The following is a 26,287-nucleotide window of genomic DNA, read 5'->3' on the forward strand; positions in this document are numbered from 1 at the left end:
GCACAAGCTGGTTGGTTCAGCGGCGGCCCGGCAATTTTGATGTGACCATCGACACCACGTCGGTCACCTCGTGGATCCGCAGTACCCGGGCCACCCCGGCGTACACCGGAAGCATCACCGCGGCCGCGACGGCGAGTTGGAGGATGGCGCCGAGCGGGCCGGACCAGTCGATCGCGGCGTCGAGCACCCACAGCGCGGCACGGCCGAGGCCGGCGCCGATGACCGCGGCGATCACCATCGCGAGCAGCGGCAGCCCGATGCCGGCGCCATGCACCCGCGGCACCTTCCGCCGAAGCACTGGCCGGGAGATCAGTACGGCGACCAGGTACGCCAGCGCGTACGCCGCCCCGAGCACGACACCGCTGAACCGCAGGTGCTCCTCGTCCAGCAGCACCCGGACGCCCACGACGGCCGCCACGATGTTCGTCGCCGCGATCACGCACTGGAGGAAGAACGGTGTCCGGGTGTCCTCGAACGCGTAGAAGGTGCGCAGCTGGAAGTACTGAATGGTGAAGGGCACGATCCCCAACGCGAGCGTCATCAGCGTGTACGACATCAGCGTCAGGTTGTTCTTGCCAGAGCCGTACCCGGCGATCACCGTGACGATCGGGTACGCGAACGCGACCATCGCGGCAGCCGCCGGTACGACGATCGCCAGCGTCTGCCGGATCGACCGGGCGGACAGCCGGCCCACCTCGGTCACGTCGCCATCGGCCGCGAGCGCCGACATCTGCGGCAGCGCGGCCGTCGCCAGCGACACGGTGACGATGCCGTGCGGCACCAGGATGATCAGCATCGCCGTGCTGTAGGCGAACAGACCCGCCTTGGCGCCGGGGTCCGTCGAAGCACTGCCCGCGATGGCGAGCTGGGTGACCACCACGAGCGTCACCTGGTTCACGGCGACGAACAGCACGGTCCAGATGCCAAGCCTCGCCGTGTGACCCAGCCCGGTGCCACGCAGACCGAACTTCGGCTTGTATGTGTGCCCACTCGCCTTCAGATACGGCAGCAGCACCAGCAGCTGTACGGCGATCCCGATCGTGTGCCCGAGACCGAGCAGCAACTCCTCGCCGTGGCTGTAGGTCGGCGGGTTGTCGCCGGTCCGGTAGACCAGCAGGAACACCACGATCGATGCGCAGGCGACGATGTTGTTCGCGATCGGCGCCCACATCATCGGGCCGAACCGGCGCCGCGCGTTCAGCACCTGGCCGACCAGCACGAACGCGCCGTAGAAGAAGATCTGCGGCAGGCAGAGCCGGACGAACATCACCATCGACGCCCGCTCGGACGCCCGGGAGGGGTCGTGCAGCTCCTTCGGCAGGTAGAGCTCGGCGATCGCGGGCGCGAGCAGTACGCACGCGACCGTCACGACCGCGAGTACGACGAAGCCGAAGGTCAGCACCCGGTTGGTGAAGTCCTGGCCGCCGTCGTCGTGGTTCTTGATCGCCCGGACCAGCTGCGGGACCAGCACGGTGTTGAACACCCCGCCGGCCAGCAGGATGTACAGGCTGTTCGGGATCGTGTTCGCAGCGGTGAAGATGTCGCCGCGCAGCGCGGTGCCGATGGCGGCCGCGAGCAGGGCGATCCGGACGAATCCGAGCAGGCGGGACAGCACCGTTCCGGCTGCCATCACCGCCGCGGATCGCAGGGTGCGGTCAGCCATCCTTCGAACCGACTCCTTCTTTCAGGGACGCCGGCACGTCTTCCGGTACGCCGTTCATCCGCGGCTCGGGCCGGTCCGGGGTCGTCGCCTCGGGATCCAGTGGCGCCGGATGCAGTGGGTCTGGGGTGTCTGCCTGCGGTGCGGGATTCTTCCGCTCGGTCCGGATCCGCCGGTAGATGCGGACGAACGACGTACCGAACAACAAGGCGCAGGCGGCGCCGACCAGAATCCAGCCGACGCTGCCGTACTGCGCGGCCTGGATCACCAGCTCCTGGGGCTTGCCGACCGGGTCCCCGGCGGCGGTGACTACCTGGACGTTCGCGCGGATCAGACCGTTCGCCTCCGCGCTCGCGGCGATCGGGTACGTCGCCTTGACCTTCGGACCGAGCACCTTGGTCTGGACCGGCTTGATCCGCAGGTCGGTCCGGTTCGCCGGCGTCACCACGATCCCGACCCGGACGGAATAGTCCAGGTTGTTCGTGATGGTCAGCGGGAAGGTGCCTTTGCTGCCGGCCAGGTTGACCTTGATCTCGCGGTGCAGTCCCTTGTCGTCGACGCTGTTGACCAGATGCACCTTGGCCAGTTGCTGGTTCACCGAGGAGGTCTCGATCGCGGCGTAGCGCTGGCCTTCGTCGGGGAAGTCACGCCAGCCGGTCGACGCGGACCGGGGCAGCGCCCGCTCCATCGACTCGCTGAGGTTCTCCGGGGCGGAGAGAAGCGACCGGAAGGTCAGTGTCGTGTCGGTGAGCCCGTGGACGGCGTCGACCTGGTTGCCGTTCAGCACAGCATCCGTGCGCGGCACGTTCGGTGCCTTGGTGGTCTGCGGGTTCTTCGCCGTCGCGACCACCGTGCCGACATCGGTCTGGTTGATCCACGGCAGCGACAGGCCACTGGCCAGCGCAGCGGTCGCGCGGCCGTCGGCGTCCCAGCCACGCGGCGGCAGCGCGACGACCGAGACAGTGCTCGCGCCACTCGCGGCCAGCAGCGCAGTCTCCGCTGCGAACCGCTGCCGGACCTGGAGCGGGCTGTCGGCAGCGTCCGGGTCCGGCCCGCCGGCAGTGAGCGCCGAGTCCGCGATGACGGTGCGAACCTCGCTCTGCGGACCTTCCGGAGTCAGTACGTCGTACACCGGGGAGGGCGTGAGGTTCGGTCGGGCGGCTGTCGTCCAGGACGAGCTGCTGACCAGGTTCAGGTCCTGGTCGGTGGAACCGCGGAAGCCGGTCGACGCGGCGGCGAGGTACTTGCTGCGGGCCGAGCCGCCCTCCAGCCAGAGCCCGTTGGTGAAGCCGGCCGCGACGCTGGACCCGGCCGCCAGGTTGAACTCCTCGCTGGCTGCCCGGGCGTCGCCGACGATCTTCTTCAGCGGGTCGCCCGCCTCGATCAGGCCGGCGACGTCCGGGTCGCCGTACGGCAGAAGGACGACCTGGTTGCCCTTGGCACGGCTCGCCTCGAACGCCTTGAGCCACGCGGCGACCACCTTCTGGCCGGTGCCTGTCTTGGTCATGTTGTCGGGTCCGGTGACGACGTACCCGTTCTGCAGTTGGCGGGCCTCGTCGAGCATCGAGGGATCGACGAGCCAGGTCACCTTGCGCCGGTCGCCGATCGCGAGCAGCCGGCCGAGGTCGCCGTTCGGCGCCATCGACTCGGCGAGCGACTCGTTCGCGAACCTGCTGCCACCCAATTGGGTAGGTCGATGGCGCAACGGAATGACGAGGGCCGTGTTCACCTTGCCGGGCAGCGGCTCGGCGCCGATCACCGGCATCAGGGTGCGCGCCCGGCCGGCGGTCGCCCTGTCCTTACCTTCCGGCTGGCCGCGGAAGACGACGCCGACGACGTACACACCGGTGTTCTTGGTGATGCGCCATTCGTCCCACGGCACCGTCAGGCTGAACTGCACCGACGCCTTCGGCGCCAGCGGCTCTTCGAACTGCTGGAAGGTCGGCGTCTCCGGGTTGGTCAACCGGGTGCAGCTGTCCCGCTCGTTCATCGCCACGTCCTGCTCGGTGTCGATGTCGGCGACGTCGTCGTTGCTGGTCAGCCGTTCGCGGTCGATACACGCGAGTACCTGTGGAGCACGGAATGTCGTCGTACTGGTGTTCGTGATCCGGCCCTTGATCGTCACCGGGTCGCCGGGCTTCGGCGCGACCGGAGCGAACGAGTCGATCGAGACGTCGACCACCGGCTCGTCCGCCGGCGCCGCGGGCGCCGGAGCGATGCCGAGAAACGCTGCCGCCGCAGCGATCAGCAGGCCCGCACCTGCCGCCGCGGAGAGCCTCAGTCGCCGTCTGAACACGCCGTCACCGTAACCTAGTTCCCCGTGTCACCATTTGCCGACCAGTCAGGCTCCGCCGGATCGTTGTCCGCCATCCAGCGGCGGGGCGTCCAGGCGCTGCTGAAGATCGCTCCGGTGATCGACGAACTCGGTACCCGGTTCGCCGCCGCCGGGCATGAAATCGCCCTGGTCGGGGGTCCTGTCCGGGACATTCTCCTCGATCGGGGGAGCAAGGACCTGGACTTCGCCACCTCGGCGCATCCGGACGTGGTCGAGCAACTGCTGGCGGGCTGGGCCACCCACATCTGGGACATCGGCAAGGCCTTCGGCACGATCGGCTGTCGCAAGGGCGACTGGGTTCTGGAGATCACGACGTACAGGTCGGAGTCCTATGATCCCGACTCGCGCAAGCCGAAGGAGATCTCGTACGGCGACAGCCTCGAGGGCGACCTGGCCCGGCGCGACTTCGCGATGAACGCGATGGCCGTCCGACTTCCCTCGCATCAGTGGGTCGACCCGTACGGCGGGATCGAGGACGTCGCGCACAAGACCATTCGTACGCCCGGCACCCCGGAGGATTCGTTCTCCGACGATCCGCTGCGGATGATGCGGGCGGCCAGGTTCGCCGCGCAGCTCGGGTTCACCCCGGACCCGGCCGTGGTGGCCGCGATGACCGCGATGGCCGAGCGGATCACGATCGTGTCGGCCGAACGGGTCCGCGACGAGCTGGTCAAGCTGGTCTGCTCCGACCACCCGCGGATCGGCCTCGATCTGCTGGTCTCCACCGGGCTGGCCGATCACGTGCTGCCTGAGTTGCCCGCGCTCCTGCAGTTGCAGGACGAGCACCACCGGCACAAGGACGTGTACGAGCACTCACTCACCGTCCTCGATCAGGCCATCGATCTGGAATCGCGTCTCGATGTTCCGACGCCCGATTTCGTCGTTCGGTTCGCTTCGCTGATCCACGACATCGGGAAGCCGAAGACCCGGCGGTTCGAGGGCGAGCGCACGGTGACGTTCCACCACCACGACGTGGTCGGCGCGAAGCTGGCCCGCAAGCGGATGAAGGCGCTCCGGTTCAGCAACGAGCAGATCGACCAGGTCAGCAAGCTGATCGAGCTGCACCTGCGCTTCCACGGCTACGGCACCGGCGAGTGGACCGATTCCGCCGTACGGCGCTATGTCCGCGACGCCGGCGACCAACTCGACCGCCTGCACATCCTGACCCGCGCCGACTGCACCACCCGCAACAAGCGCAAGGCCGACGCCCTCCGCGCGGCGTACGACGACCTCGAGGCCCGGATCGAGCGGCTCAAGGAACAAGAGGAACTGGACGCCCTCCGCCCCGACCTGGACGGCAATCAGATCATGGAGATCCTCGGCATCCCCCCGGGCCGCGAAGTCGGCGAAGCCTACAAATTCCTCATGAACCTCCGCCTGGACCAAGGCCCTCTCGGCGAAGATGAGGCCCGCGAAGAACTCCTCCGCTGGTGGTCCTCGCGCTCTTAGATCTCCTGCGCCGGCACAGCCGCGTAGGCCTTGGCGATCACGTCAGCTGACGGCTGGTGTGGCTCGTACCGCGTCGTGCCTACGGCGGCGACGGGGAGGGCTGGGTCGATGGAGTTGGTGAGGTAGGCGGCGTCGTACGTCGATAGGTCGGTGAGCCGGACCGGGATCGTAGTGAAGGTGGCGAGGCCGCGTTGGAGGACCTGTTCGCGGATGCCGGGGAGGGCCGGGGCCGACGGGAAGACGATGGTGGTGCCGCGGGCGAAGCAGATGTTCCAGATGGAGCCTTCGGAGATTTCGCCGTCGGCGGTGTGGAAGACGGCGTCGTCGTACCCGGCGAGTTTTGCCTGGCGGCCGTAGTACACGAGGTCGAAGGTGCCGGTGTGCTTGAGGTGCGGGACCGCGCGCTCGTGCTGGAAGGCAAGCAGTCTCAAGGGTGTCGCGCCGGGGTCGATCGGTGGGCTCATCCGGATCAGGAGGTTGGGCTCGGCGTCGTCGGATGCGAAGGCATTGACCCTTATAGAGAGGTCGCCGGAGCCGGCGTGGTCGAGGGCGGCGCGGAGGTGAGAGCGCACGCGGTCGGCGGAGACCGGCCGACCGAACACCTCGCGCGAACTCCGGTCCAGTCGCTCGAAGTGCAGGTCGAGACCGTCCACCCGGCCGTCGCGGACCTGCATCGAGGTGAAGTGGCCGTAGCTCGTTGCTCTCAGCAACCCCGGGTCGACGGACCGCAGAAGCTCACCGTTCAGCAGCAGCGATTCGGTCACACCACCAGTCTGACCTGACCAGTCCACTCGTCGTTCTGGTCTACCCTCGCGCTGTGGACGTCTTGAGCATTGTCGGGTGGGGCGGTTCCGCGCTCGTCGTACTGTCGCTGCTGCAGACCCGGATCCTGCGACTGCGGGTGCTGAACCTGGTCGGCTGCGTGATCCTGATCGGCTTCAACGCCGCGATCGCAGTCTGGCCGATGGTCGGGATGAACGCCGTACTGGCCGTCATCAACCTGATCCATCTCTGGCGACTACTCGGGCACCGGCACGACGAAGCGGAATACACCGTCCTCCAGGTCAACGGGACCGACGCGTATCTCGGCCATGTACTCACCTCTCACCAGAAGGACATCAGCCGCTTCAACCCCAGCTTCGCCGCGGACAACAGTCCGTACGCCTTCCTGGTCCAGCACGGCGACCGCACCGTCGGTGTCGTCCTCGCCCACGACGCCGGCGACGGCCGGGCCCAGATCGACCTCGACTACGTCTTGCCCAAGTACCGCGACTTCACCCCTGGCGAGTTCGTCTACCGCCGCAGCGACGTCTTCACCGACCACGGCTTCCACCAGGTCCTGGCTCCACCCCGCATGCGCGACTCCAAGCCCTACCTCAACAAACTCGGCTTCCACCCCGAAGGCAACCACCTGGTCCTGGACCTGCCGAATCCCTGACCTTTGGTGGGTTCACCCACCATGTGGTGGGTTCCCGGCCCGGATTCCGTGGGGGAACCCACAAGTTGATGGGTGAACCCACCAAATGCGGCCGGATCAGAGGTTCTTGGCGTAGCAGAGGGAGGCGGGTTCGTGTTCGAAGGGTGGGTAGGGCGGGGTGGGGGTGTAGCCGTGGCGGGTGTAGAGGGCTATGGCTTCGGTTTGGCGGGTGCCGGTTTCGAGGCGGAGGCGGGTCAGGCCGGCGGTGCGGGCGGCGGATTCGACCGCGTCGAGGAGGATGCGGGACAGGCCCCAGCCGCGGGAGGACGGTTCGACGTACATGCGCTTGATCTCGCCGAGGCCGGGGCCGACCGGCTGCAGGCCGACGCAGCCGGCCGGGATGCCGTCGAGGCGGAGCAGGATGAAGGAGATGTCGGGGTGGAGCGCGACCAGCGGCTGGTCCTCGCCGTACATCGCGGCCAGTTCCGCCTGCTGCGCCGAGGCCAGCGTCAGTACGGCGGGATCGGTGTTCGGAACCGCCTCCAGTTCCACTCCCTCGATCAGTTCCGCTCGCTCCGTCATAGTTCCAGACGGTAGCAACCAGGTATGACGCTCCTGTTTCGCAGTTCTCTCCACGCGCCAGAACGCCAGTGAGGCAACCCACCGAGACCGATCGGTCGCGGTGGGTTGCCTGCAGAGGCTAGTTGTAGAGGCGTACGTCGGCGAGGGTCCACCAGTTGCCGGCGGCACCGGTCGACGTGATCCGCAGGTAGCGCGCGTTCACCGGTCGTACGTCGATCGTGGTCAGCTGCCCGGATGACGTCCCGGTCGCGATCGTCCGCCACGTCGTACTGTCGTTGCTGATGGCAACCTCCCAGCCGCGGGCGTAGTCGCCGAGATTGCCGCCGCTGTCGAGTGCGACCCGGCGGAAGGCCCGCGCCGCGCCGAGATCGACCTGCACCGACTGCCCGGGCGCCTGCGCCTCCTTGCTCTGCCAGATCGTCGAGCCATCAGCATCGATCGCCAGCCCTGCCTCGGCATTGTTGACCGACGCCGTCGCCGTGGCTCCTTCCAACGACACTGGATTCAGCGTCGACACGGACAGCCGCGGCCAGGTGAAGGTCGCGATCGCGCCGCCAGGCAGCTCGTAGTCGAAGTACTGATCCCCGACCGCCACCGCAAACGAGCGCGGGTCGTCATTCTCGTTGTGTACGACGAGCGCCGTCGACCCGTCGGGATTCCGGAACGCCGCCGACATCAGCTGCCCGTTCCACCCGGTCGTCCCGTACGACGTACTCCCGATCCGGACCGCACCCGGCTTCACGAACTTCGACAGGTGGCCGATCGTGTAGTACTCGGCGTCCGTGCTGACTGTGCCGTCCGTCTGCAGCGTGACCAGACCGGTGCAGGTGTCGCAGCCGCCGAGGTGCGGACCCCCGGTGGAGTCCAGCGCGATGTTCCAGTTGACCACCGACTTGGCCCAGTTGCGGGTAGTGCCGAGCATCAGGTTGCGGGCGTGCCAGGTGAGCGTGCCGCGGAAGATCTGCGGCGGAGTGTCGTTCGGCCCGTGCGATCCAGAGCACTCGGAGAACCAGATGCCCTTTGACGGAAACGCCTTGTGCAGTGCGGTCTGCGCCGACGGGTCGCCGGAGTAGCAGTGGTACGCCGTACCCGCGATCCAGCGAGCGGCCGATGTCCGCAACAGCTTGTACGGGTAGTCCGTCTCCGGGTCCTCGCCAGGCGGAGTCGAGGCGATGTCGCCGGGGTGCGTGGTCCAGTTGTGGTCGTAGCCGAGGATCTTCGTCCGCGGGCTGGCCTTCAGCAAGAGTGGGCCGAGAGCCGAGATGACCGCGGCTTCCTGGCGGACCGGCATGTCGGTGCCCGGGTACGCGCTCGGGTTGCGGTTCTGCGGCTCGTTCTGGATGGTGAGGAAGTCGATCGGTACGTCGGCGGCGGTGTACGCCTGCACGAACTTCACCAGGTAGCGCGCGTAGGCGTCGTACACGGCCGGGTCGTCCTCGAGGCGGCCGCCGACCAGGGAGTCGCCGGTCTTCATCCAGGCCGGCGGACTCCACGGGGTCGCCATCACCTTCAAAGACGGGTTGAGCTGCTTCGCGCGGCGCAGCAGCGGCAGGATCTGCTGCTCGTCGTGGGCGATGCTGAAGTGCTTCAGCGCGAAGTCGGTCCGCCCGGCGGGTACGTCATCGTACGTGTAGTGCTCGGCCTCGGCGGTGAAGTCGGACGAGCCGACCGGCTGCCGGAGGAAGCTCACCCCGATCCCGGCCCGCGGGTCGAACAGCGAGCGCAGGGTCTTCTCGCGGTCGGCGGCGCTGAGCCGGTAAAGCACGTTCGCCGACGAGTCGGTGATCGAAGCGCCGAACCCGTCCATGGTCTGGTACGACGTCCTCGGCTCGACCGTGATCGTCGTACGCGGGCTCGCGCCGGGCTGGAAGTTCACCGGCGCCCGCTCGTGCAGCAGCTCCGCGCGGTCCGGCGTGGTCACCCACACGTGCACCTGGTTGTCCGGTTGTGCCGCCGCCGGCCCGGTCAGTGAGCCCAGGGCCAGGGCAAGGGCGGCTCCGATTGCCTGTGTTCTCATCGCACTCCCTCGATGAAACAAAACTGCAACAAACGGCCACAGGAAACGCCTCTGCCTGACCCATGTCAAGACTCAGGAGCGCTCAGCTAGAGTGCTGAGCGTGAAACAGGGCGATGTAACAAAGCGGGCGACAGTGCGGGACGTCGCCGCGGCCACCGGGGTGTCCATCGCGACCGTCTCCCGTGTGCTCAACCAGCAGGGCAGCGTCGCGCCGGAGACCCGGCGGCTGGTGGAGCAGGCGGTGCAGGAGCTCGGCCTGCGGGCGCCTGCGCCGCGAGGCGGTACGGCGAAGCCCGTCGACGGCGCGGTCTATGTGCGCTGCCCCTACCTGCTGACCGACTACTTCGGCCTGATCGTGTCCTCGATCGCGGAGACGCTGAACCGGCACGGCCGGCAGGTGATCCTCAACGCGGGCGAGGCCGCAGCCCACGACCAGGTGCTGTCCCGATTGCCGGCCCAGCGCGAGATCGGCGGCGCGATCCTCATCCTCCCGCCGGAGCCAGCCGAAGAGCTGGTCCGCCTGAGCGCCCGCCGCTTCCCGTTCGTCGTGGTCGATCCACGTACGACGCTCCCGCGCGACATCGCGTCCGTCTCAGCCGCCCACCATTCCGGCGCCAGGCAGGTGACCGCCCACCTCACCTCGCTCGGTCACACCCGCATCGGCGTGATCGCCGGCCCGCGCGAATGGCTCGCCGCCGACGCCAGGTTGAGCGGTCACGCGGCGGCTCTCGCGGACGTCGGCATCCTCCCTGACCCCGCACTCGTCCGGCATGTCGAGCCGACGAGCCAGCACGGCTACCGAGCCGCGGTCGAACTCCTCGACCAGCGCCCCACCGCCTTGGTCGCCTTCAACGACAAGACGGCGATCGGCGCGCTCCAAGCCGCCGCCGACCGCGGCCTCGACATCCCTGGCGATTTGTCGATAGCGGGATTCGACGACATCGACCTCAGCCGCGCGACCACACCTCAACTGACCACGGTCCGGCAGCCGTTGGAAGAGATGGGCCGGATGGCGGTCAGCCTCCTGATCCGGCTACTCGAGCGACAGCAACTGGAGGCCCTGCACATCGAACTGGCCACTGAACTGATCACCCGCGCCTCGACCGGCCCAGCAAACTAGAGCTTGCGGAGCACTTCCAGCGCTGCGAGTGCGTGGTCGACTAGTTGGCCGGCGGAGGTCGGGCGGTCGGCTTCCTTGAGGCCCGACCATTCGATGGCGTGGTCTTCGACGTACGCGAGCCAGGCATGCACGGTCATCCGCTCCACGGACGCCGGCTCGAACGCCTCGTCGTTCACCTCGAGGAGCTTCAGGACGCGCGTGGTCAGCGCGGCGCGGGTCTCGGCGTACACCTCGACGACGTAGTCGTCCCCGCCCGCCGCACCGCGGACGAAGGAGATGTACGCCGCTCGCCGCCGCGTGATGAACGCGACGAAGGACAGCAGCATCTGCTGCAGTTGTTCGTCCGGCGGCAATGACTCGTCCGGCTTGGTGACCCGCAGCAGGCGGCGGCCGGCGGCCGACATCACCGCGACGTAGTAGTCCCGTTTGCTCGGGAAGTAGTGGAACAGCAGGCCGCGGGAGATCCCCGCCTCACCGGCGACGGCGTCGATCGACAGTTCGTGGATCGGCTGAGTCCGCAACATCATCAACCCGATCCGGATCAACTGTTTGCGGCGGTCATCCGCGGTAAATCGCTGACTCACCTATTGAGCATTGCTTAGCGGCTGAGCTACGGTCAAGCCAACCGAGGGGAGTCTTAATGGGGTTCGAACCATCCGCCCGTGCACAGGAGCTGATCGTACGGGTCGAGGAGTTCATCCGGACCGAGATCGAACCACTCGAGGCGGAGCTGCACACCGCGATCCGGGCGGCCGACGACCCGTGGCAGCCGCAGCCCGCCTTCAAGGAACTCCAGGCCAAGGCCCGCAAGCTCGGCCTGTGGAACCTCTTCCTCCCGCCCGCCGAACCAGGCAACGAGCAGTACGGCGAAGGCCTGTCGAACCTCGACTACGCCCCCATCGCCGAACTCACCGGCCGATCCTTCCTGGCGCCGTACGTCTTCAACTGCAACGCACCGGACACCGGCAACATGGAGATCCTGCTCCGCTACGGCACCCCTGAGCAGAAGCAGCAGTGGCTCGAGCCGCTGCTCGACGGGACGATCCGGTCCGCGTTCTGCATGACCGAGCCGGACGTCGCCTCCTCCGACGCGACCAACATGGAAGCGACAGCGGTCGTCGACGGCGATGACGTCGTACTGAACGGGCGCAAGTGGTGGAGCACCGGCGTCGGCCATCCCGACTGTGAGCTGCTGATCTTCATGGGTCTCACCGATCCCGACGCCCACCGGTACGCGCGCCACACGATGGTCCTCGTCCCTCGTAACACCCCCGGCGTGAAGGTGGAGCGCCTCCTCCCCGCGATGAGCCGGTACGACGAGCCGCACGGCCACGGCGAGGTGTCGTTCACCGACGTCCGGGTGCCGGCGAGCAACATCCTGATGGGACCGGGGCGAGCCTTCGAGATCGCCCAAGGACGGCTGGGCCCGGGTCGTGTCCACCATTGCATGCGGCTGATCGGCCTGGCGGAGAAGGCGCTCGAGCTCGCGCTCCGACGCGGCACGAGCCGGACCGCGTTCGGGAAGCCGCTGGTCAACCTCGGCGGCAACCGGGAGCGGATCGCCGACGCGCGGATCGCGATCAACCAAGCCCGGCTGCTCGTCCTGCAGACGGCGTACTTGCTCGACACCAAGGGGCTCGCGGGTGCGCTGAGCGAGGTCAGCCAGATCAAGGTCGCAGTACCGCGGATGGCGCAGGATGTGATCGACATGGCGATCCAGTTGCACGGCGGTGGCGGGCTGTCCGACGACTTCCCGCTCGCGGCCGCGTGGACGAGTGCGCGGGCGCTGAGGCTGGCGGACGGGCCGGACGAGGTGCACCGTGGAGTCATCGCCAAGCTCGAGCTGGCGCAGTATCTGGCTCAGGACCCGCAGGAGGCGAAGTGAGCCGTGTTCTCGTCACCGGGGGAGCCAGCGGACTAGGTGCTGCCCTAGTCGCCCGGTTTGTTGCTGAAGGCCACCAAGTGGTCAGTACGGACGTCGCCGCCGACGCTCCGGACGACAGGACGCCGTACCTGAAACTCGATGTGCGGAGTGCGGAAGACTGGGCCAAGGCGGTCGCCTGGTGTGAGGAGAACTGGGACGGTCTCGACATCCTGGTGAACAACGCCGGGATCGCGACCGGCGGCCGGATCGACGTCGAGTCGCTGGACGAGTGGGACCGGGTCGTCGACATCAACCTGATGGGTGTGGTCCGCGGATGCCGCGCGTTCACGCCCGTGTTCAAGCGGCAGCGCTCCGGGCACATCGTCAACACCGCGTCGGCGGCCGGGCTCGTGCACCCGCCGATGATGAGCTCGTACAACACGGTCAAGGCCGGGGTCGTCGCCCTGTCGGAGACGCTGTCGCACGAACTCCACCCGTACGGCGTGACCGTCTCGGTCGTCTGCCCGTCGTTCTTCCGCACCAACCTGGGCGATTCGATCCAGGGCGACGACACCGCGATGGGTGCGACCGCGCGGCAGCTGATCGAGAAGTCCCCGCGCTCGGCCGACGACATCGCGGCGGGCGTGATCACCGGGATCAAGAAGAAGCAGTTCCTGATCATCCCGGACCGCCCGGCGCTGATGGCCTGGCGAACGAAGCGCTTCGCACGGCCACTGTACGAACGCCAGATGCGCAAGATCGCCACTCGAGCCCGAGAGCGGGCCGAGGCATCCGGCGACCAGGGATGAGTGTGGCGGATGGCGCCCGGCCGGTCCGGGACGAAGATGCCTTCGACGTGCCCGCGGTCGACAGCTGGCTCCGCGAGCGGACGCAGCTTCCCGCCGGCCTCCCCGAGGTCAAGCAGTTCTCCGGCGGCGCATCGAACCTGACCTATCTACTGCGGTACGACGGCCACGACCTGATCCTCCGGCGTCCACCGGCCGGGACGAAGGCCAAGGGCGCGCACGACATGGGCCGCGAGTACCGGATCCAGGCCGCCCTCAAGCCGGTCTTCCCGTACGTCCCGACGATGGTTGCCCACTGCAATGACACCGCGGTGATCGGCTCCGAGTTCTACGTGATGGAGCGGATCGCCGGCACCATCCCACGCAAGTCCGAGCTGGGTGTGGAGCTGACCGCCGAGCAGACCAGGCAGCTCTGCTACACCGTGATCGACACGCTCGTCGACCTCCACCAAGTCGACGCCGGCCAAGCCGGTCTCACCGACCTCGGCCGCGGCGACGGGTACGTCGTACGCCAAGTCAACGGCTGGTCCACCCGCTACCGCAAGGCCAAGACGTGGAACGTGCCCAGCTACGAGCGCGTGATGACCTGGCTTCAGGCCAATCAGCCTGCCGATGTCCGTACCTGCGTTATCCACAACGACTTCCGGCTCGACAACGTCGTACTGGCGCCGGATGATCCGCTAAAGGTGGCCGGAGTGCTGGACTGGGAGCTTGCCACGCTCGGCGATCCGTTGATGGACCTTGGCAGCGCGCTCGCGTACTGGGTCCAGGCCGACGACGACTGGCAGTTCCGCCGGTTCCGCCTGCAGCCGTCGGATGCACCCGGCATGCTCAGCCGGGACGAGATCGTGCAGTACTACTGCGAGCGGTCCGGGCTGAAGCCGGAGAACTGGGCCTTCTACGAGGTGTTCGGCCTGTTCCGGCTGGCGGTGATCGCGCAGCAGATCTACTACCGCTACCACCACAAGCAGACCCGCAACCCGCGCTTCAAGAACCTCTGGCTGCCGGTCAACCTGCTCGAGCGGCGCTGCCGCCGGATCATGAGGGGCTGAATGCCGACCATCTACCTGATCCGGCACGCGCAGGCGTCGTTCGGGAAGAGCGACTACGACCGGCTCTCGCCGCAAGGTGAGCAGCAGGCTTCGCTGCTGGGCAAGGCTCTGGTCGCGCGCGGGGTTCGGGCCGATGTCGTCGTCCGCGGCTCGATGCGGCGGCACGCTCAGACGGCCGCGTTGGCGCTTGCCGATTCGACCGCGGAGGTGGACAAGGGGTTCGACGAGTTCGACCACGAAGAGGTCATCGTCGCCCACAAACCCGCCTACCGACGGCGCGCGGTGATGCTGGCCGACCTGGCCCGGACCGGGCATCCCGGCCGTGCCTTTCAGGAGATGTTCACGGCCGCCACCGAACGCTGGACGCTCGGCGGCGACGGCTACACCGAGAGCTTCACGGACTTCTGCGACCGGTCCGAGGCAGCGGTACGTCGTACTGCGGCGCGGCTCGGCAAGGGCGAGACGGCAGTCGTGTTCACGTCAGGCGGGCCGATCGCGGCGATGGTGAGCCGGTTGCTGTCCGGTGGCGATGAGCTGTGGCCGCGGCTGAACCCGGTCACCATCAACACGGCGATCACCAAGGTCCTGTCCGGTCGCAGTGGGCTGACTGTCGTGAGCCACAACGAACACGCACATCTCGACGGCACCGAACTGCTTTCTTACAGATGAGGCTTCCATGAGGCGGAACATCCTGATCACCGGGGCGAGTGCAGGGCTGGGTGCGGAGATGGCGCGGCAGTTCGCCGCCAAGGGCCACAACCTGGCGTTGACCGCCCGCCGCGACGACCGGCTGCACTCACTGCGCAAAGAGTTGATCGCGGATCATCCACAGCTCGAGGTGGTTGTCCACAAGCTCGATGTGAACGACCACGACCAGGTCTTCGAGGTCTTCCGCAAGGCTGATGCCGAGCTCGGGCAACTCGACCGGATCATCGTCAACGCCGGGCTCGGCAAGGGCGCGCCGCTCGGCACCGGCCGGTTCGACGCGAACCGGCAGACCGCGATGACCAACTTTGTCGGCGCTCTCGCTCAGGCTGAGGCCGCGATGGAACTCTTCCGGGCCCGGAACGCCGGTCACCTCGTCTTCATCTCGTCCGTCTCCGCCGTCCGAGGTCTGCCGAAGACGGTGACGACGTACGCCGCGACCAAGGCCGGCCTGGCGTCGCTGGCCGAAGGGCTGCGGCTTGAGCTGCTCGGCAAACCGATCAAGGTCAGCACGATCTTCCCCGGCTACATTCGGTCCGAGATGAACGAACACGTCGCGAATACCCCGCTGATCGTGGACACGGCCGTCGGCGTACGGGCGATCGTCGCCGCGATCGAGGCGGAGAAGCCGAAGGCGTACGTTCCTTCCTGGCCGTGGAGCCCGCTCGCGCGGGTGTTTCGGTACGCACCACTGCCGTTGCTGAAGAGGATGATCTGAATGCGTTGGGGCCTGACCGTTCCACTGACCGGTGTACCGCTGCGGGACCACCGGCCGCTGATCGCCGAACTGTTCGATCTCGGTTACACGGACCTGTGGTCGGCCGAGGTGGCCGGCGCGGACGCGTTCACTCCGTTGGTACTCGCGTCCGAGTGGGACAGCCGGCTTCGGTTGGGGACGGCCGTCGTACCGGTGCACACGCGGGGGCCGGCGGCGCTGGCGATGAGTGCGGCGGCGCTGGCCGAGCTGGCGCCGGGGCGGTTCGTGCTCGGGATCGGGGCGTCGTCCGAGACGATCGTGACCGGGTGGAACGGGATCGCGTACGACCCGCCGCTGGCGCGGACTCGCGACGTACTGCGGTTCCTGCGGCAGGCGTTCGCCGGGGAGAAGGTGGACGGGGAGTTCGACAGCTTCACGATCCGGCGGTTCCGGCTGGAGAAGGCGCCGGAGGTGCCGCCGTCGATCATGCTCGCGGCGCTGCGGCCGCAGATGCTGCGGCTGGCGGCGAGGGAGGCCGATGGTGCGATCACCAACTGGTTGTCGGCGGACGACGTACGCCAGGTACGTGCCGAGCTCGGACCGGACAAGGAACTCGCCGCGCGAATCTTCGTCTGCGTCACCGAGGACGCCGAAATGGCCCGCAACATCGGCCGCTTCCTGATCGCGACCTACCTCACCGTCCCCGGCTACGCCGCCTTCCACGACTGGCTCGGCCGTGGCCCCGCGATGAAGGAGATGCGCGAAGCCTGGTCCACCGGCGACCGCAACGCCGCCATGGCCGCCGTACCCGTCGAGGTCATCGACGACCTGATTGTCCACGGCACACCCGAACAGTGCCGTGACCACATCAACCGCTATGTCGCCAACGGCCTCGACACCCCGATCATCGCCACCCTCCCAACCGGCACCGACCTCCTCCACACCGCCCGCGCCCTCGCCCCCCGCTAGTCAGGGATCGACTGGGGAGTCTGGCCGGTCGATTCAGGTGGGTAGCGCTCCCCAAACCGCTAGCGGGCGGTGACCTGGAAGGCGCGGACGCAGAGTGGTTCGGTGCCGAGTCTGTGGATCACGATGACGCCCTGGACGGTCGAGCCTTTGGTGGTGCCGGACAGCGGGATCACGAAGGTGGTCTGCTGACCGACCGGGGTGCCGATGGTGAGCCTGGTCGGCGGTTCGAGCTGCGCCAGCATGAGGGTGGGGATCAGCTGCTTTGAGCTCTGGCAGGCGAGTGCGGCTGCGGCCGTGGGGTTGTTCGCGTTGAGCTGGGCAACAAACCGCCGGGCCAGCTCGCCCACGGTCCCTGACGGTTTCGCCGGCGTGCTGGCGGGTGGCTTGGTCGGTGGCTTGGTCGTCGGTGGCCGGATCGTCTTGGTCGGCTGCGGGACCGAGCCCTGTGGCGTCGGTGAACTGGCCGGTGGCGCGGCCGACGTAACCGGGTCGGGAGCCGAGGAGGTCTCCTTCTGGACCAGACGGTAGGCGAGGACACCACCAACGCCCAGCACCGCGATCAGCAGCACCAGCATCAGCACGATGACCAGCCCGGCCCGGTTCTCCCGGGGAGGCTGGCCGTAGTTCGGCGCCGCCGGTCCACCAGGGCCATAGCTGCCCGGTTGGTAGCCTGACGGCTGGTACGGCTGCGACTGCCTGCCGGGGCTCTGGCTTGGACCCTCCGGCGGTGGGTTGCTCACAGCGCTCAGTGTGACAGCGAGAAGCGGGTCAGCTCAGCCGATGTTCTTCGAGCCAGGTCGTCGCGCGGCGTTTGGAGGCGCGGGAGAGCCAGGCGTCCTGGATCACCTCGGTGAGCTCCTGCTTGGTCAGCTCGCCGATGCGGCTGCCGCGGAGTAGCACCGAGGGGTGGCCGTCGAAGTGGGGCGTGGTGAAGAACGGGTTCGACTCGTCCGACACCAGGGCCTGCTTCTCTTCCTCGGACTCGACCCAGATGACGATCACGTCGTCGTACCGCTCACCGGTGTCGGGGTCGAAGGCGTCCGGCCGCGGGTTCCGGAAGAAGACGAACGACTTCCCGCCGACCTGGTAGACCGGCCGCTCGGTGTCCCGCTCCGCCCAGACCGTGACATGCGGCATCCCCAGCGCCACCTCATGCACGTCGGCAACGCGCGCCTTCCTCGACCTGGCCACGGTCCCGAGGTTAACCAGCCGGGATCCAGATCGTGAAGGTCGAGCCGGAGCCGAGGCGGCTGGTGACGGTGATGTGGCCGCCGTGGGCCTCGGCCAGGTGTTTGGTGATGGCCAGGCCCAGCCCGCTGCCGCCCGTCGTACGGCTGCGGGACTGTTCGGCGCGGTAGAAGCGGTCGAAGAGGTGCGGCAGGTGTTCCGCGTCGATGCCGGTGCCGTTGTCGGTGACGGTGAGGTTGTAGCCGTCGCCGGTACGTCGTACGCCGACCACGACCTGGCCGCCGGACGGGGTGAAGCGGATCGCGTTCGAGACCAGGTTGCCCAGTGCCTGGCGGATCCGAGCGCCGTCGACCGATGCGAGAGCAGGGCCAGGCGCGTCCGCGGTCAAGGTCACACCGGCGGTCTCGGCGGCGGGGCGGTGTGCGCTCACCACCTGCTGGGCCAGCTCGGACAGGTCGCGCGGAGACGAGTGGATCCGCAGCATGCCCGCGTCTGCGAGGGCCAGGTCCTGCAGATCCGCCACCAGGTGTTCGAGCAGCCCGGTCTCCTCCAGCAGGGACATCACAAGTTCACGATCCAGCGGTACGACGCCGTCCTCCGACGCGACCAGATAGCCCTTGATGTTGGCGAGCGGGGTGCGGAGCTCATGCGCGACATCGCTCACCATCGCCTTCCGCTGATGATCGTGCCGCTGGATCGACTCCGCCATCGCGTTGAACGCATGCCCGAGCCGCGCCACCTCGTCCCGGCCCGAGACCGGCACCCGGGCCGCGTGGTCGCCGTTCCGCATCCGCTGCGCCGCGCCGGTGAGCGCCACGATCGGCCGCACCAGCCGGCGACCGGCGAAGAGCATCACCAGTGCCGCGATCAGCAGCACGCCGAGCGCGGTCGCCGCGGTCCGCAGTAGTCCCTCACCGGAGAACACGTTGAACGTGCTCTTCGCACCCAGGTAGAGCTTGGCCGACGGAGCGACGTACGGCGTGAGGGCCTGCGACCGGGCCTCCTTCGTACAGTCGGCAAAGGCCTTCGTCATCAGGGCCTTGTCCTTGGGCAGCACCGTCCGCAGGCCGTTGTCGGCGACGAGTTGGTACGGTTCGCCGGTCTTGTCCAGGCACTCGACCGCGCGGCGGATCTCGTCGTCGTTCACGATCTTCGCCTTGGCGCTCGGCGCATAGAGTGCAGCCGGCAAGCACGGGTCGGATGCCGCCTGGCCGGGCTTGAGGACCTGCAGCGTGTTCTCGCTCTTGACCGTACTCACAGGCTTCCCGGACTTCTCCGACTCGACGACGACCTGCGGCGCGACGTTCCCGTCTCCGCGCGCGACTGTCGCCTTGCGACCCGAAGCGTTGTAGCAGGCGGCGGCCTTCTCGGCGAGCTGCTCGCGGTCCCGGCGTTCCTCGTCGCTCATGCCCCAGCCCGGGTAGAGGAGGTACGGCGCGGGGCTGGCGACGGAGGTGACCATCGCGCCGGACTTCTCCATCAACGTCGTACGGGAGACAGCGCCGGTGAAGACCGCGCCGCCTTGGTTCCTCGCGTCGACGGTTGCCGCCGGCACCGAAGGGAGGTCGGGACTGGCGCCGAGCACCCGGGCCGAGTCGGCGATCACGGTGCCGTCAGGCTCGGTCAGCGCGATCCGCCGGCCGGTTTCGTCGGCGAGCCTGTGGACGAGTTTGTCGACACCGGACCAGGTCGGATGGTCGGCTGCGTACGCGGACAGCTTCGAGTAGATCTCGCCGTCGACCTGCAGTTGGCCGGTGTTCGCATCGATCTCGCCCTGCAGCTGCTCCGAGGTGCTGTACGTCGCGATCAGCGCGGTCGCGATCACCGCACCAAGTGCGACCGCGAGAGAGAGTCCGAGGAAGCGGACGAGCACGCTACGACGCATCAGGCACGACCTTGTCTGCCAACTTGTAGCCGACGCCGTACACGGTCTTCAGGTACGACGGAGTGCCGGGAGCCGGCTCGATCTTCTTCCGCAGGTTCATCACGTGTACGTCGATCGTCCGGTCGAACACGTAGTGGTCGAACCCGAAGGCGTGCTCGAGCAACTGCTGCCGAGTGAAGGCCCGCCCGGGTGAGGCCGACAGGCACGCCAGGATCTTGAACTCCGCCGGAGTCACGTCGACCAGCCTGCCGGACAGCCGGACCTCGTGCCGCGTCGGGTCGATCTCCAGTTCGCCGACCCGATACACCTCTCCCTCGGCCCGGCTCCTCGTGCGGCGCAGCACGGTCCGGACCCGGGCGACCAGTTCGCGCGGGTTATACGGCTTGGTCAGGTAGTCGTCCGCGCCGAGGTCGAGGCCGAGCAGCAGGTCGTCCTCAGTGGAGCGGGCGGTCAGCATGATGATCGGCACGTCACCGTCAGCTCGCAGCACCCGGCAGACGTCGAGGCCGTCGACCTTCGGCATCATCACGTCGAGCACCAGCAGATCAGGGCTGCGCCGGCGGGCCTCGTCGATCGCGGCCCGCCCGTCGTGCACGACGACGGTGAGATGCCCCTCCCGCTCGAGATACCGCCGGATCAGCTCCGCCTGCTTCAGATCGTCTTCGGCGACGAGAATCCGGGCTGGCATACCCCTCAATGTCGCCGAATTTCATGAGAATCCGATGAAGATCGACTGAGAGCACCCGGTGCATATCGGTCCTTCACAGGTTCTTCACAGCGCCGGCGGCACGCTCCACAGCCATGAGAACCTCACGGAAAGCACTCGCCCTCGTGGCTGTCCTGGCCCTGGCCGGGTGTGGAAACGCGAAGGAGCCCGCTGCGACGGGTGACCAGAACAGCGACAAGAGCCCGCTCGCGGAGTACATGGGCGAAGGCTTCAGCAGCTCGGCCGGTGGCGGGATGCGGGTGGCGATCCGTGGTGGCGAGCAGCCGACCGAGGCGGAGCTGGCCAAGCAGCGCAAGGTCGAGGACGCCACCGCCGCGTGTATGAAGGCGGCCGGTTTCGAGTACGTCGCCGTACCGCCGGACGCGCAGCCGAAGAGCAAGTTCAACGACGCGTTCAACCTGCCGGCGGACAAGTTCGCCCAGCAGTATGGCTACGGCATCAGCACCATCGACTGGTCCAAGGCCATGTCCGGCGCCGACGACACCAACCCGAACACCAAGATCCGCAACGCCCTCTCGCCGAAGGCCCAGAAGGCGTACGACGTCGCGCTCAACGGCCCGAACGCGAACGGCCCCGGCGCCGTCGTGATCGCGCCCAAGGAGGGCAGCGGCCCGACGAACAACAGCAGCCAGAACCTCGGCTGCCGGGGCAAGGCGGCCGAGGAGGTCTACGGCAAGAACCCGAAGGCTGAGATGGACAAGTACGAGTCTTTGTTCAAGGACATCGAGGCGCTGATGAAGCGGATCGAGTCCGACCAGCGCGTGGTCGACGCGACCAGCGCCTGGTCCGACTGCCTCGCCGACGCCGGCCACAGCGGCTTCAAGAAGATCGACGAGCCGCGGCAGAAGGTCAGCGAGAAACTCGGCCAGCTGACCGGCAACCAGCCGAACAGCAACGGCAAGGTCGTCAAGGGCCCGCCGTCGTTCGACAAGGTCGACGCCGCGAAGCTCGCCGACCTGCGGAAGTTCGAGATCGCGCTGGCCACCGACGATCAGAAGTGCCGGGCCAAGGTGTACGACGACGCGTACAAGAAGGTGCAGTACGAGCTGGAGAAAGAGTTCGTCACGCAGCACAAGGCCGAGCTCGAGGCGTACCGCGACGGAATGGCGAGCCGGTGACCGCATCGCCCAAATCCCGGCGCCGGGTCCTGGTCGGGGTGTCCGCGGTGGCGACGGTCTCGCTCGGAGTGGGCGTCGCCGCCGGCACCCGGATCACCTCGCCCGAGGACGCGGCCGCGAAGACGGCGGCTCCGAAGGCATCCCAGATCACCGTGCCGGTGGAGAAGAAGGCGCTGTCCAGCAAGGTGGTCGGCCGCGGTGACGCTTCGTTCGACGGCGCGGTGAACATCCGGGTCGAGACCAGCGGGCTGACCACGGCGCCGATCGTCACCGGCAAGGTGCCGGCGGTCGGGTCGACCCTCACCGAGGGCAAGGCGTTGCTGGAGATCACCGGCCGCCCGGTGATCGGGCTTGCCGGCGTACTGCCGATGTATCGCACACTGTCGCCGGGCGGCAAGGGTCCGGACGTGCTGCAACTCGAGCAGACGCTGGACCGGCTTGGGTTCGATCCGGGCGATGTGGACAGCGAGTACGACAGCGACACAGCGGAGGCCGTCGAACGGCTCTACGAGAAGGCCGGGTACGACGCTCCGGTCGCGGACGAGCGGCTCACCGAGGCGGTCGACGCCGCGAAGAAGACCGTCGACCAAGCGAAGAACGCACTGCGTCAGGCCAAAGCCGCTCTCAAGCAGGCCAAGGCCGCCAAGTCTCCGGACACGTCCGTCCAGCAGGGCGCGGTCGACGACGCGGAGGAGAACCTGAACGACGCGCAGGACGCGCTCAACGAGGCCGAGTTCAAAGCTGGTACGCCGTTACCGGTCTCCGAGATCGTCTACGTGAAGACGCTGCCGCGCCGGGTCGACGACGTGAAGGTCGAGCGTGGCGGCACCGTCAACGGCGTGGTCATGTCAGCCAGCGGTGCCTCGCTCGTGGTGACACTGAAGGTCGACGCACAGACCGCCGAGCGCCTGAAGGCGGGCATGGCCGCGACTCTGGATCTCGGCGACGGTACGGCGGTCGCCGCGAAGGTCAAGCGAGTGACGCGCAACGGTGACCAGTACGACGTCGTCGTCGCGCCGAACAAGCTGACCGCGCGGCAGCTGACCCTGCTGCGGGATGCGAACGTCCGGGTGACGATCCCCGTGAAGAGCACCAGCGGCAAGGTCCTCGCCGTACCGGTGGCCGCGGTGTCGTCGGGATCGGACGGCGGATCACGCGTCGAGGTACTGCGGGACGGAAAGGTCGAGCTCGTCCCGGTGAAGGTCGGGCTGTCGGCCGATGGTTATGCACAGGTCACGCCGACCGGCGACGTCAAGCTCTCCGAGGGCGACCAAGTGGTGGTGGGACGATGACCGCGACAGCCGTCGCACTGCCGGCTCCGGTGGTGGAGATGATCGGCGTACGACGGTTCTTCCCCGGACCGCCGGAGGTCCGGGCGATCCGGGATGTCGACCTGACGATCGGGCAGGGGGAGTACCTGTCGATCGTCGGGCCATCCGGGTCGGGCAAGTCGACGCTGCTGCATCTGCTCGGCCTGCTCGACAACCCGACCGGCGGCGTCTACCGGCTCGACGGTGTGGACACGATGAGCCTGAGGGAGCGGCGTCGCGCCGTACTGCGGGGTGAGCGGATCGGGTTCGTGTTCCAGTCGTTCCATCTGCTCGACCACCGGACCGTGCTGGAGAACGTCGCATTGTCGATGGTGTACGTCGGAGTGCCGCGGCGGGAGCGGTTGGCCCGGGCGCGGGTGGCGCTGGAGCGGGTCGGACTGGCGCACCGGATGGAGTTCGCGCCGACCACGCTGTCCGGTGGTGAGCGGCAGCGGGTCGCGATCGCCCGGGCGCTGGTGGCCGAACCGAGTCTGCTACTCGCGGACGAACCCACCGGCAACCTGGACAGCGCCAACGCGGAGGCGATCCTCGAAGTGTTCGACGAGTTGCACCACGAAGGGATGACGCTGGCCGTCATCACCCACGACGACCACGTCAGCCGCCGGGCCCAGCGTCAGGTCCGCATCGTCGACGGAACCCTCCAGTGGTGACCCCACAGACCGGCCTCCCGGATCCCGCCGGCGGGCCGACCACGTCGCGGCGCAGCCGTCGCCGGCTGCGTCCGCGGCTCGCCCTCGCCGGCCTCGTCCGTCGCGCCGGGGGGCGGCGGAGCGCCCCCGCCGTCCGCGATCTGCTGGACGAAGCGCTGGCGGGCGTTGCGGCCCGGCCGACGCGGTTGATCCTCACCACCCTGGGGACGGTGCTGGGGATCGCCGCGCTGGTGGGAACCGTCGGGCTCGGTCAAACCGCGGCCGGGCAGATCACCCAGCGATTCGACTTGGCGGCGGCGACGCGAGTCGTCGTACAGCCTGATGACAAAGGTGGGCAGGAGGGTGAAGCCGCGACTCAGCTGCCGTGGGACGCGCCGGATCGTATCGGGCGGCTCAACGGTGTGGAAGCCGCGGGCACGGTCAGCGCACTCGACGTCGGCGACGACCTCGTCCGCAGCGTGGCCGCGCTCGACAGCCAGAAGGACGGCTATGCGTTGCAGGTGATGGCAGGCTCGGCCGGACTGTTCGACGCGGTGCGTGGGGTGCTGAAGACCGGGCGGTTCTTCGACGCGGGGCATGACCAGCGCGGCGACAAGGTTGTTGTGCTCGGCAAGCATGCGGCCGAGCGGCTCGGCATCAACCGGGTCGACTCCCAGCCGGCGGTGTTCATCGGCGAGGAGCCGTACACGGTCATCGGCATCCTCGACTCCGTCACCGGCCGGGCCGAGCTGAACGATGCCGTGATCATGCCGAACGGCGCGGCCAAGACGGCGTACGACCTGGAATCGCCGGACGCGGTCGAGATCCGCACTCAGGTCGGTGCGGCCCAGTTGATCGCCGGGCAGGCGCCGGTCGCGATCGAGCCGAACAATCCCAGCGCTCTCCGCGTCGACGCTCCGCCGAAGCAGGGCGCCGTACGCAAGGGTGTCGAGTCGGACCTGAACGCGTTGTTCCTGCTGCTCGGTGCCGTCGCGCTGCTCGTGGGTGGTCTGGGCATCGCGAACGTCACGCTGCTCTCGGTGCTGGAACGCATCTCCGAGATCGGCCTGCGTCGAGCTCTCGGCGCTGCTCGGCGGCATGTCGCCATGCAGTTCCTGGTCGAGAGCGTGATCGTCGGCTTCCTGGGTGGCTTGCTCGGTACGGCGGTCGGCGTACTGCTGACTGTCGGGGTGTCGTGGGTGCGGGACTGGACACCGATTCTGGACAACAGGCTGGCGTTCGGGTCACCCCTGCTGGGTGCGTTCATCGGCCTGGTCGCCGGCACGTACCCCGCGTGGAAGGCCTCCGCCATCCAGCCCATCACCGCGTTGCGCGGCACCTGAACCGCCGGCGCTGAGCCGCGCGTAGACCAGCGCGGTCAGGGCAAAGCCGACCACGATGAAGGCCAGCACCGGGTACGACTTCCCGCTGTCGGGCAGGATCACCGCGCCGAGCGCGGCTGCGGAGACCTGCCCGACATTGAAGATCATGTCGTAGAGCGAGAACACCCGGCCGCGGTAGACGTCGTCGACACCCGTCTGGACGAGGGTGTCGACGCTGATCTTCACGCCCTGCGCGCAGAAGCCGGTGAGGAATCCACCGACGATCATCGCGGGCTGGGTGTAGAGGCCGAGCGGCATCGCGGTGACCACGGCGGCAGCCACGAACAGCAGCGTGATCCACTGGCGCAGAGTCATCACCCGGGTCGCCCACGGCGTTACGAGCGCGGCGAGGAACAGGCCGGCGCCGACCGCGCCGGTCGCGATTGCGAGCGCACCGAACGCTTCGTCGAGGCTGTCGGGACCGTAGAAGTAGTTGCGGTACAGCAGGATCATCGCGACGGTGACGAGGCCGAAGAAGAACCGGAGCGAGCCGATCGCGGCCAGCCCGAGCGCGGGCTGCTTGCGCTGCTTCAGGTGCCTGCCGCCGTCGATCAGGCCGTTGGCGATGGTCCGGATCGCCTCGAGCACACCTGGCTCGTCGCCGTTCAGGTCGGGGCCGAGCTGGTCGCGTCGCAGCCTGAGCGCGAGCAGGGCGGCTGCGGTGTAGACGACGACCGTCAGCGCGAGTACGGCGAGATCCGAGTCGACGAGTAGCTTCACCCCGGCACCGACGCCTCCGCCGACGAGGAAGGACGCCGTACCGGAGGTCGGGGTGACCGCGTTCGCCATCACCAGCTCGTCACGGTCGACGACATGCGGCAGGCCGGCCGAGAGTCCCGAGAGCAGGAAGCGGTTCACTCCGAGAGTCAGCAAGACGGCCAGGTAGAACGGCACGCCCGCGTTGCCCGCCGCCACGATCACGCCGACCACGATGACGAGCCCGGCCCGCGTGAGGTTCGCCCCGAACAGGATCTGCCGCCGCGACCACCGGTCCAGCAGCACGCCGGTGAACGGTCCGAGGACCGAGTACGGCAGCAGCGCCACCGCGAACAACCCCGCGATCGCGCCCGCATCCGGCGCCCGCTCCGGCGAGAACAACACGTACGACGCCAGCGCGACCTGAAAGACCCCGTCCCCGAACTGCGACGTCAGCCGCACCGCGAACAGTCGCCGGAAATCCCACCGCCGCAACAGCGTCACCAGATCCCGGACAAACCGCACCCCCGCAGCCTAGCCGGACAGTTCCGCACCAGGTGGCCGGACCTCGCGTGCATGCTGCTCCGTCCCAAACCAGACTCGGCACGTCACACGAGCGCCGAGTCTGCTGCCTACCACTTTTGTAGCGGCTTCGAAT

Annotated in this window: 24 protein-coding genes; 13 read left to right on the forward strand and 11 right to left on the reverse strand. The window is 68.1% G+C overall.

Features of this window, described 5'->3' with window-relative positions; all coding sequences use genetic code 11:
* Positions 1-16: 16 nt before the first annotated feature.
* On the reverse strand, positions 17-1,663 hold the full coding sequence (gene murJ / locus EV646_RS21255) for a murein biosynthesis integral membrane protein MurJ (protein WP_132151174.1): 1,647 nt from the start codon (positions 1,661-1,663) through the stop codon (positions 17-19).
* Entirely contained in the window at positions 1,656-3,956 is a 2,301-nt protein-coding gene (locus EV646_RS21260) for a DUF6049 family protein (RefSeq protein WP_132151176.1), read from the reverse strand. Before EV646_RS21260 ends, murJ begins: the two co-directional genes overlap by 8 nt.
* A gap of 63 nt (positions 3,957-4,019) precedes the next feature.
* Between EV646_RS21260 and EV646_RS21265 the strand changes: the two genes are divergently transcribed.
* Positions 4,020-5,444 carry a CCA tRNA nucleotidyltransferase gene (locus EV646_RS21265; RefSeq protein ID WP_132151550.1) on the forward strand — a complete coding sequence of 475 codons (1,425 nt, stop codon included), beginning with the start codon at positions 4,020-4,022 and terminating at the stop codon, positions 5,442-5,444.
* Here EV646_RS21265 and EV646_RS21270 read toward each other — a convergent pair.
* Positions 5,441-6,208, reverse strand: coding sequence for an aminotransferase class IV (locus tag EV646_RS21270; RefSeq protein ID WP_158290995.1), 768 nt, complete (start codon positions 6,206-6,208; stop codon positions 5,441-5,443). The two genes, EV646_RS21265 and EV646_RS21270, sit on opposite strands and share 4 nt — an antisense overlap.
* Before the next feature lie 53 nt (positions 6,209-6,261).
* On the opposite strand from EV646_RS21270, the gene EV646_RS21275 reads away from it, so the two are divergent.
* Positions 6,262-6,882 carry a hypothetical protein gene (locus tag EV646_RS21275; protein ID WP_132151180.1) on the forward strand — a complete coding sequence of 207 codons (621 nt, stop codon included), beginning with the start codon at positions 6,262-6,264 and terminating at the stop codon, positions 6,880-6,882.
* 96 nt (positions 6,883-6,978) lie between these two features.
* Here EV646_RS21275 and EV646_RS21280 read toward each other — a convergent pair whose 3' ends face one another.
* Positions 6,979-7,443, reverse strand: coding sequence for a GNAT family N-acetyltransferase (locus tag EV646_RS21280; protein ID WP_132151182.1), 465 nt, complete (start codon positions 7,441-7,443; stop codon positions 6,979-6,981).
* Between the two features lie 118 nt (positions 7,444-7,561).
* Positions 7,562-9,460: a discoidin domain-containing protein gene (locus tag EV646_RS21285; RefSeq protein ID WP_132151184.1), complete on the reverse strand. Its 1,899-nt coding sequence runs from the start codon at positions 9,458-9,460 to the stop codon at positions 7,562-7,564.
* A gap of 100 nt (positions 9,461-9,560) precedes the next feature.
* Here EV646_RS21285 and EV646_RS21290 point away from each other — a divergent pair, with 100 nt between their 5' ends.
* A complete protein-coding gene (locus EV646_RS21290) occupies positions 9,561-10,580 on the forward strand; it encodes a LacI family DNA-binding transcriptional regulator (protein ID WP_241996220.1) in 1,020 nt (339 codons plus the stop codon).
* Here EV646_RS21290 and EV646_RS21295 read toward each other — a convergent pair.
* A complete protein-coding gene (locus EV646_RS21295; RefSeq protein WP_241996221.1) occupies positions 10,577-11,164 on the reverse strand; it encodes a TetR/AcrR family transcriptional regulator in 588 nt (195 codons plus the stop codon). The two genes, EV646_RS21290 and EV646_RS21295, sit on opposite strands and share 4 nt — an antisense overlap.
* A 56-nt stretch (positions 11,165-11,220) precedes the next feature.
* Between EV646_RS21295 and EV646_RS21300 the strand changes: the two genes are divergently transcribed.
* Genes EV646_RS21300 through EV646_RS21325 form a run of 6 tightly spaced genes read left to right on the forward strand, consistent with a single transcriptional unit; the run spans position 11,221 to position 16,673 of the window.
* Positions 11,221-12,465, forward strand: coding sequence for an acyl-CoA dehydrogenase family protein (locus tag EV646_RS21300; protein WP_132151186.1), 1,245 nt, complete (start codon positions 11,221-11,223; stop codon positions 12,463-12,465).
* Positions 12,462-13,253, forward strand: coding sequence for an SDR family NAD(P)-dependent oxidoreductase (locus tag EV646_RS21305; protein ID WP_132151188.1), 792 nt, complete (start codon positions 12,462-12,464; stop codon positions 13,251-13,253). The genes EV646_RS21300 and EV646_RS21305 overlap by 4 nt, the downstream gene beginning before the upstream one ends.
* Positions 13,250-14,302 (forward strand): phosphotransferase family protein, encoded by a 1,053-nt coding sequence (locus tag EV646_RS21310; protein ID WP_132151190.1) that lies wholly within the window; start codon positions 13,250-13,252, stop codon positions 14,300-14,302. The genes EV646_RS21305 and EV646_RS21310 overlap by 4 nt, the downstream gene beginning before the upstream one ends.
* Positions 14,303-14,971, forward strand: a complete 669-nt coding sequence (locus tag EV646_RS21315) for a histidine phosphatase family protein (RefSeq protein WP_132151192.1) — start codon at positions 14,303-14,305, stop codon at positions 14,969-14,971.
* A 7-nt stretch (positions 14,972-14,978) separates the two neighbouring features.
* Positions 14,979-15,725: an SDR family oxidoreductase gene (locus EV646_RS21320; protein WP_132151194.1), complete on the forward strand. Its 747-nt coding sequence runs from the start codon at positions 14,979-14,981 to the stop codon at positions 15,723-15,725.
* Complete coding sequence (locus EV646_RS21325) at positions 15,726-16,673, forward strand: LLM class F420-dependent oxidoreductase (protein ID WP_132151196.1); 948 nt, start codon at positions 15,726-15,728, stop codon at positions 16,671-16,673. It begins immediately after the preceding gene.
* A 59-nt stretch (positions 16,674-16,732) separates the two neighbouring features.
* Here EV646_RS21325 and EV646_RS21330 read toward each other — a convergent pair whose 3' ends face one another.
* Genes EV646_RS21330 through EV646_RS21345 form a run of 4 tightly spaced genes read right to left on the reverse strand, consistent with a single transcriptional unit; the run spans position 16,733 to position 20,434 of the window.
* On the reverse strand, positions 16,733-17,413 hold the full coding sequence (locus tag EV646_RS21330) for a hypothetical protein (RefSeq protein WP_132151198.1): 681 nt from the start codon (positions 17,411-17,413) through the stop codon (positions 16,733-16,735).
* A 28-nt stretch (positions 17,414-17,441) separates the two neighbouring features.
* Positions 17,442-17,864 carry an MmcQ/YjbR family DNA-binding protein gene (locus EV646_RS21335; protein WP_241996222.1) on the reverse strand — a complete coding sequence of 141 codons (423 nt, stop codon included), beginning with the start codon at positions 17,862-17,864 and terminating at the stop codon, positions 17,442-17,444.
* Positions 17,865-17,874: 10 nt separating this feature from the next.
* Positions 17,875-19,746: a sensor histidine kinase gene (locus EV646_RS21340; RefSeq protein ID WP_132151200.1), complete on the reverse strand. Its 1,872-nt coding sequence runs from the start codon at positions 19,744-19,746 to the stop codon at positions 17,875-17,877.
* Positions 19,736-20,434: a response regulator transcription factor gene (locus EV646_RS21345; protein WP_132151202.1), complete on the reverse strand. Its 699-nt coding sequence runs from the start codon at positions 20,432-20,434 to the stop codon at positions 19,736-19,738. The genes EV646_RS21340 and EV646_RS21345 overlap by 11 nt, the downstream gene beginning before the upstream one ends.
* Positions 20,435-20,547: 113 nt before the next feature.
* On the opposite strand from EV646_RS21345, the gene EV646_RS21350 reads away from it, so the two are divergent.
* From EV646_RS21350 to EV646_RS21365, 4 genes are read left to right on the forward strand one after another with little or no spacing between them, the layout of a single operon-like run.
* Positions 20,548-21,591: a hypothetical protein gene (locus EV646_RS21350; protein ID WP_132151204.1), complete on the forward strand. Its 1,044-nt coding sequence runs from the start codon at positions 20,548-20,550 to the stop codon at positions 21,589-21,591.
* Positions 21,588-22,883 carry a peptidoglycan-binding protein gene (locus EV646_RS21355; RefSeq protein ID WP_132151206.1) on the forward strand — a complete coding sequence of 432 codons (1,296 nt, stop codon included), beginning with the start codon at positions 21,588-21,590 and terminating at the stop codon, positions 22,881-22,883. The genes EV646_RS21350 and EV646_RS21355 overlap by 4 nt, the downstream gene beginning before the upstream one ends.
* On the forward strand, positions 22,880-23,572 hold the full coding sequence (locus EV646_RS21360; protein ID WP_132151208.1) for an ABC transporter ATP-binding protein: 693 nt from the start codon (positions 22,880-22,882) through the stop codon (positions 23,570-23,572). Before EV646_RS21355 ends, EV646_RS21360 begins: the two co-directional genes overlap by 4 nt.
* Positions 23,569-24,894, forward strand: coding sequence for an ABC transporter permease (locus tag EV646_RS21365; protein ID WP_241996223.1), 1,326 nt, complete (start codon positions 23,569-23,571; stop codon positions 24,892-24,894). The genes EV646_RS21360 and EV646_RS21365 overlap by 4 nt, the downstream gene beginning before the upstream one ends.
* Here EV646_RS21365 and EV646_RS21370 read toward each other — a convergent pair.
* Complete coding sequence (locus EV646_RS21370) at positions 24,796-26,154, reverse strand: MFS transporter (protein WP_132151210.1); 1,359 nt, start codon at positions 26,152-26,154, stop codon at positions 24,796-24,798. The two genes, EV646_RS21365 and EV646_RS21370, sit on opposite strands and share 99 nt — an antisense overlap.
* Positions 26,155-26,287 lie beyond the last annotated feature (133 nt).

This window comes from Kribbella antiqua (assembly GCF_004345665.1).
Lineage (GTDB): Bacteria > Actinomycetota > Actinomycetes > Propionibacteriales > Kribbellaceae > Kribbella > Kribbella antiqua.